This is a genomic window from Pseudomonas agronomica (assembly GCF_025917275.1).
GTDB lineage: Bacteria > Pseudomonadota > Gammaproteobacteria > Pseudomonadales > Pseudomonadaceae > Aquipseudomonas > Aquipseudomonas agronomica.
On sequence record NZ_JAOSHO010000386.1, the window covers coordinates 1 to 4,896 of the forward strand.

Consider the following 4,896-nt stretch of genomic DNA (forward strand, 5'->3'; position numbering starts at 1 on the left):
AGGTCGAGGGTAGGGCTGACGTTGATGCCCAGGTGGGCGAATTCCGAGCCTTTGGCCGCTTCGTAGAGTTCAGACGCGTGAAGCAGCGCCTTGGAGGGCATGCAGCCGACGTTCAGGCAGGTGCCGCCCAGGGTGGCGCGGCCTTCGACGCAGGCGGCTTTCAACCCAAGTTGTCCGGCTCGAATGGCTGCGTTATAGCCGCCGGGTCCACCGCCCAGAATGATCACGTCGTAATTGCTCATCACCGATCTCCCGCATGGCTGAAAAAATTATGCTCATAATATGAGCGCGTCGAACGATCACGGTCAAGGCTCAAGGCCTATCGTGAAGAATTCAAAACAGAAATTTCACAGCAATAGTTATAAGGTAACGACACGTAACGGAACGGCAGTGGCGTAGACCACAAGTCCGGATTTTGATCGCCACGAGCTGGGGTGGTATGCAAGTCGATCTTGAGGTTGAAGACGCACAAGTGGCCGAATGGCCGCGCTTCCAGCAGGCCACCTTCCAAGGGCGGCGCTTGAAGCGGGTTGCGTTTGCGTTGGGCTGTCTGGCAGGTGTCGGACTGGTGCTGGCGTTTTTCATCGGTGTGTTTTCACCCCAATCGGTGTGGCCGTCCTTGTTGGTCGGTCAAAGCGCCGGCCTGTGGGTCTTGGTGGCGGGCCTGCAATCGGCGTGGTGGGTGACGCAATGGCGCCGCGCGACGCTGCAGCCGGCTGTGGATATCTCGCCTGTGCCCAGCGAGCCTGTTGATAACCTGGGCGCCTACGAGCGACTGCTTGAGCGAATCAGCACGCGGTGGAACGGTTTGTTGAAGCAAATCGGGGCGCCTGTCTTATGGCTTGCCGGCTGGGCGCTGCTGGTCTTGCTGAGTCTGGAGCAAGCCTGGAACCTGGCTTTACCGGCGGCTTCCCTCGGTGTGGTGGCCAGTGTTGGCGCGGTGGTGTCGTTGTCATTGGCGTTTGGCTTGTTGGTGTTCGAACGTCACTTGGCGCAACAACCCGCGATCGAGTGGCCAGAAGCACGGCCGCTGGCGCAACTGACGCGAGTGGGGATCGTCGTCCTCGTGCTTGGCGCTTTCTGCCTGCTCTTTGCCGGGGAAACGTCAGTCTGGCCGGCGCGCCTTGCGGTGCTGATGGGTGTATTGCCGGGGCTGGTGGCGCTGGAACTGTTGCTTCGTGCAGTGCTGGCATTATTCAGCCCGCGGCGCGAGACGTTGGAGCCAACGCTGTTGGGGCGAAGCGTGGTCGCCGACCTGATGCGCTGGCCACCGCAGCCGCTATTGGCGCTGCAGCATGAGTTGCACAATCGCTTTGGCATCGACCTGCGCCAGATCTGGGCGTTCAGCTACATGCGCCGGGCATTCTGGCCGGTAGTGGCGGTGGTGTCGCTGATAGGTTGGTTGCTGACGGGCGTGCATGAAGTACCGCTGCAAGCGCGTGGCATTTATGAGCGCTTCGGCGAACCGGCGCAGGTTTTCGGCCCGGGTTTGCACGTCGGACTGCCTTGGCCGTGGGGCAGGGTGCTTAGCGTCGAGAACGGCGTCGTGCATGAGCTGGCAACCAGCGTCGGCGATGCGCGCGTCCCTGCCGAGGCCGAACCGGCTGAAGGCCCGGCTCCCACCATGGCCAATCGGTTATGGGATGCCAGCCACGTCAACGACAAATCCCAGGTCATCGCCAGCCAGCGCGCCGATCAACAGAGCTTCCAGATCGTCAACATGGACGTGCGTTTCGTCTACCGCATCGGCCTGACGGATGCCGCGGCGCTGGCGGCGACTTATAACAACACGGATGTGCCGACGCTGATTCGCAGCACCGCCAGCCGCATCCTGGTTCATGAGTTCGCTTCACGCACATTGGACGGTTTGTTGGGGGTTGACCGGGTCAATCTGGCCGACGAAATCGGCAAGGCCGTGCAGGCTGACTTGCAGTCGCTCGACAGTGGCGTGGAAATCCTTGCAACCGTGGTCGAGGCGATTCACCCTCCGGCCGGTGCGGCCAATGCCTACCACGGCGTACAAGCCGCGCAGATCGGTGCCCAGGCGTTGATCGCCCGGGAGCGTGGCGCCGCTGCGGAGCAAACCAACCAGGCGCAACTGCAGGCCAGCAATGCACACGACCAGGCCGAGGCCAACGCCCGCGAAATCAACGCCACCGCCCAGGCCGCGGACCTGCGCTTTGAAGCCGAACGCAAAGCCTACGCGACGGCCGGCCACGCCTTTGTGCTTGAGCAATACCTCGGGCAACTGAGCCAAGGGCTGGGCAAGGCGAACCTGCTGATCCTCGACCATCGCCTCGGCGACAACGGCAGCCTGCCGACCATCGATCTGCGAACCTTCACATTGCCGACGGACTCCGTTTCGCCACGTAGCCCTGTCCAGCCAGGAGCTGCCCATTGAGCCAGTCTTCTTCACACGACCATCACGACCATACCGATCACGGCCATGCGGGCCATCACCACGGGCATCATCACCACCATCATGGCGAGCCGCATCCCGCCGGGCCGTTTCCTTGGCGACGGATGGGGTGGGCGGGGCTGCTGGTGGCGTTTGCAATCGCGGCGGCGAGCCTGGTGCAAGTGCGCTCGGGCGAGGCCACGGTCATTACGCGTTTCGGCAACCCGGCGCGGGTGTTGCTGCAACCGGGCCTGGGCTGGCGCTGGCCGGCACCGTTCGAGGCAGCGATCCCGGTGGACTTGCGGCTACGCACCACCTCCAGCGGCTTGCAGGATGTCGGTACGCGGGACGGCCTCCGGATCATCATCCAGGCCTATGTGACGTGGCAGGTGCAGGGCGATCCTGACAATGTGCAGCGTTTCATGCGTGCGGTGCAGAATCAGCCGGATGAAGCCGCGCGGCAGATTCGCACCTTTGTCGGCTCAGCCCTGGAAACCACGGCCGCCAGTTTTGATTTGGCCAACCTGGTCAATACTGATGCAAACAAAGTCCGCATTGCCGATTTCGAAACCCAACTGCGCCAGCAGATCGAGCAACAATTACTCACGACCTATGGCGTGCGGGTGTTGCAGGTTGGCGTCGAGCGGCTGACCTTGCCCTCGGTGACGCTCAACGCGACGGTGGACCGTATGCGCGCCGAGCGTGAGACCATCGCCACGGAGCGTACGGCCATCGGTAAGCGCGAAGCGGCGCAGATTCGTTCAGCGGCTGAACGTGATGCGCGGGTCTTGCAAGCCGATGCCACGGTCAAGGCCGCAGACATCGAAGCGCAATCGCGGGTGGAAGCCGCCGACATCTACGGCAAGGCCTACGCGGAATCGCCTCAGCTTTACAATCTGCTGCGCTCGCTGGACACCTTGGGCACGATTGTCGGCCCGGGTAGCAAGTTGATCCTGCGCACCGACGCAGCGCCATTCCGCGTCCTGGTGGACGGTCCTCCCACCGCGGAACTGAAGGACGGTAAGCGACCATGAGTTTGGTTCCACGTGGAACAAATGAGTTGTCGAGTCCATGGATTCAGGCGGGGCGCCTGGCCTATCTCGCGCTTTATGCCGTCACGGTGTTGGCCGCGTTGGCCTGGATCTTTTCGAACGTTCGGCAAATCGATCCGCAGGACCGGGCGGTGATCCTGCACTTTGGTGCGCTTGATCGAATCCAGAACGCGGGTCTTTTGCTGGCGTGGCCGCGTCCCGTGGAACAAGTGATTCTGCTCCCGGCGGCGGATCGAGTCCTGGAGCGCAGGGTGGAGAATTTGCTGCGTTCGGATGCGGCGCTGCAAGCGGACCGTGTGGCCAGTTTTGCCTCTCCGGTCAGCGATGCCCTGGCAGGTTCCGGTTATTTGTTGACCGGCGACTCGGGCGTGGTGCAACTGGATGTACGGGTGTTCTACAAGGTCACCGACCCTTACGCCTTCGTTCTGCAAGGCGAGCATGTCTTGCCGGCACTCGACCGCCTGGCCACCCGCAGTGCCGTGGCGCTTGCCGCTGCTCGGGACCTGGACACGATCCTGGTGGCTCGCCCTGAGCTGATGGGCAGCGACAGCCAGGCCGCCGAACGTCGTGAACGCTTGCGTGGTGATTTGGTACAAGGCATCAACCGACGGTTGGCTGAACTCGCCGCGACAGGGCAGGGCCTGGGCATCGAAGTGGTCCGGGTCGATGTGCAATCGAGCCTGCCGGGGCCGGCGGTCAATGCCTTCAACGCCGTGCTCACCGCCAGTCAGCAGGCCGACAAGGCGGTCGCCAATGCCCGCACCGAAGCCGAGAAGCAAAGCCAGGCAGCCCGCCAGGATGCTGATCGTGCGGTGCAAGTCGCCCATGCCCAGGCCAGCGAACGGCTCGCCAAGGCGTCGGCCGATACAGCCTCGGTGTCCGGATTGGCGAAGGCCCAAGGCAGCGATCCGCAAATGCTGCTGCGCCTGTACCGTGAGCGCATGCCGGGCATTCTTCGTCAGGCCGGTTCAGTAACCACGGTCGATCCAAAGGACGATTCCCGTCTGATTATCCAGGGAGCCGGACAATGACCGCTCAAGCTGCTGCTTCACCCATGTTGTCTTCCGCCGAGCAGCGTTCAGCCGCTCGGCAACTGACCCTGGCGATGCTCGCCCTTGGTTTGCTTGCGTTGGGCCTGGCATGGCGTGGCTGGTCGCCGGAACAGAGCGGCGTCAGTCAATTGCTGTTGGGAGTAGCCTCGCTGTTGGTCGCAGTGCCGGTGATGCGGTCCGCCTGGTACAGCCTGCGTTATCCGAGCCTGCATGGCATCACCGATCAGTTGATCGCCCTGGCGATGCTCGGTGCCTGGGCCACCGGCGATCTGCTGACGGCTGCGTTGTTGCCCATCATCATGGTATTCGGCCATGTGCTGGAGGAGCGTAGCGTCATCGGCTCCCAGGAAGCGATTCATGCCCTTGGCCAACTGACCCGCAGCCAGGGCCGCAA

Annotated in this window: 4 protein-coding genes and 1 pseudogene; 4 read left to right on the top strand and 1 reads right to left on the bottom strand. The window is 62.9% G+C overall.

Features of this window, described 5'->3' with window-relative positions:
- A partial coding sequence (locus tag OC610_RS21125; RefSeq protein ID WP_264430482.1) for an FAD-dependent oxidoreductase occupies nt 1-245 on the bottom strand: 245 nt, incomplete at its 3' end.
- A gap of 194 nt (nt 246-439) precedes the next feature.
- Here OC610_RS21125 and hflK (OC610_RS21130) point away from each other — a divergent pair.
- From hflK (OC610_RS21130) to OC610_RS21145, 4 genes and pseudogenes are all read left to right on the top strand, one after another.
- On the top strand, nt 440-2,401 hold the full coding sequence (hflK, locus tag OC610_RS21130) for a protease modulator HflK (protein ID WP_264430485.1): 1,962 nt from the start codon (nt 440-442) through the stop codon (nt 2,399-2,401).
- Nucleotides 2,398-3,432, top strand: a complete 1,035-nt coding sequence (gene hflC / locus OC610_RS21135; protein ID WP_264430486.1) for a protease modulator HflC — start codon at nt 2,398-2,400, stop codon at nt 3,430-3,432. The genes hflK (OC610_RS21130) and hflC overlap by 4 nt, the downstream gene beginning before the upstream one ends.
- Entirely contained in the window at nt 3,429-4,481 is a 1,053-nt protein-coding gene (hflK, locus tag OC610_RS21140; RefSeq protein WP_264430488.1) for a protease modulator HflK, read from the top strand. The genes hflC and hflK (OC610_RS21140) overlap by 4 nt, the downstream gene beginning before the upstream one ends.
- Nucleotides 4,478-4,896, top strand: a pseudogene (locus OC610_RS21145) (cation-transporting P-type ATPase); the annotation flags it as partial. The gene hflK (OC610_RS21140) and the pseudogene OC610_RS21145, both read left to right, overlap by 4 nt.

Bases quoted from the DNA above. Each gene is read 5' to 3' on its own strand.
- hflK (WP_264430485.1), top strand. From the start codon at position 440: ATGCAAGTCGATCTTGAGGTTGAAGACGCACAAGTGGCCGAATGGCCG.
- hflK (WP_264430488.1), top strand. From the start codon at position 3,429: ATGAGTTTGGTTCCACGTGGAACAAATGAGTTGTCGAGTCCATGGATT.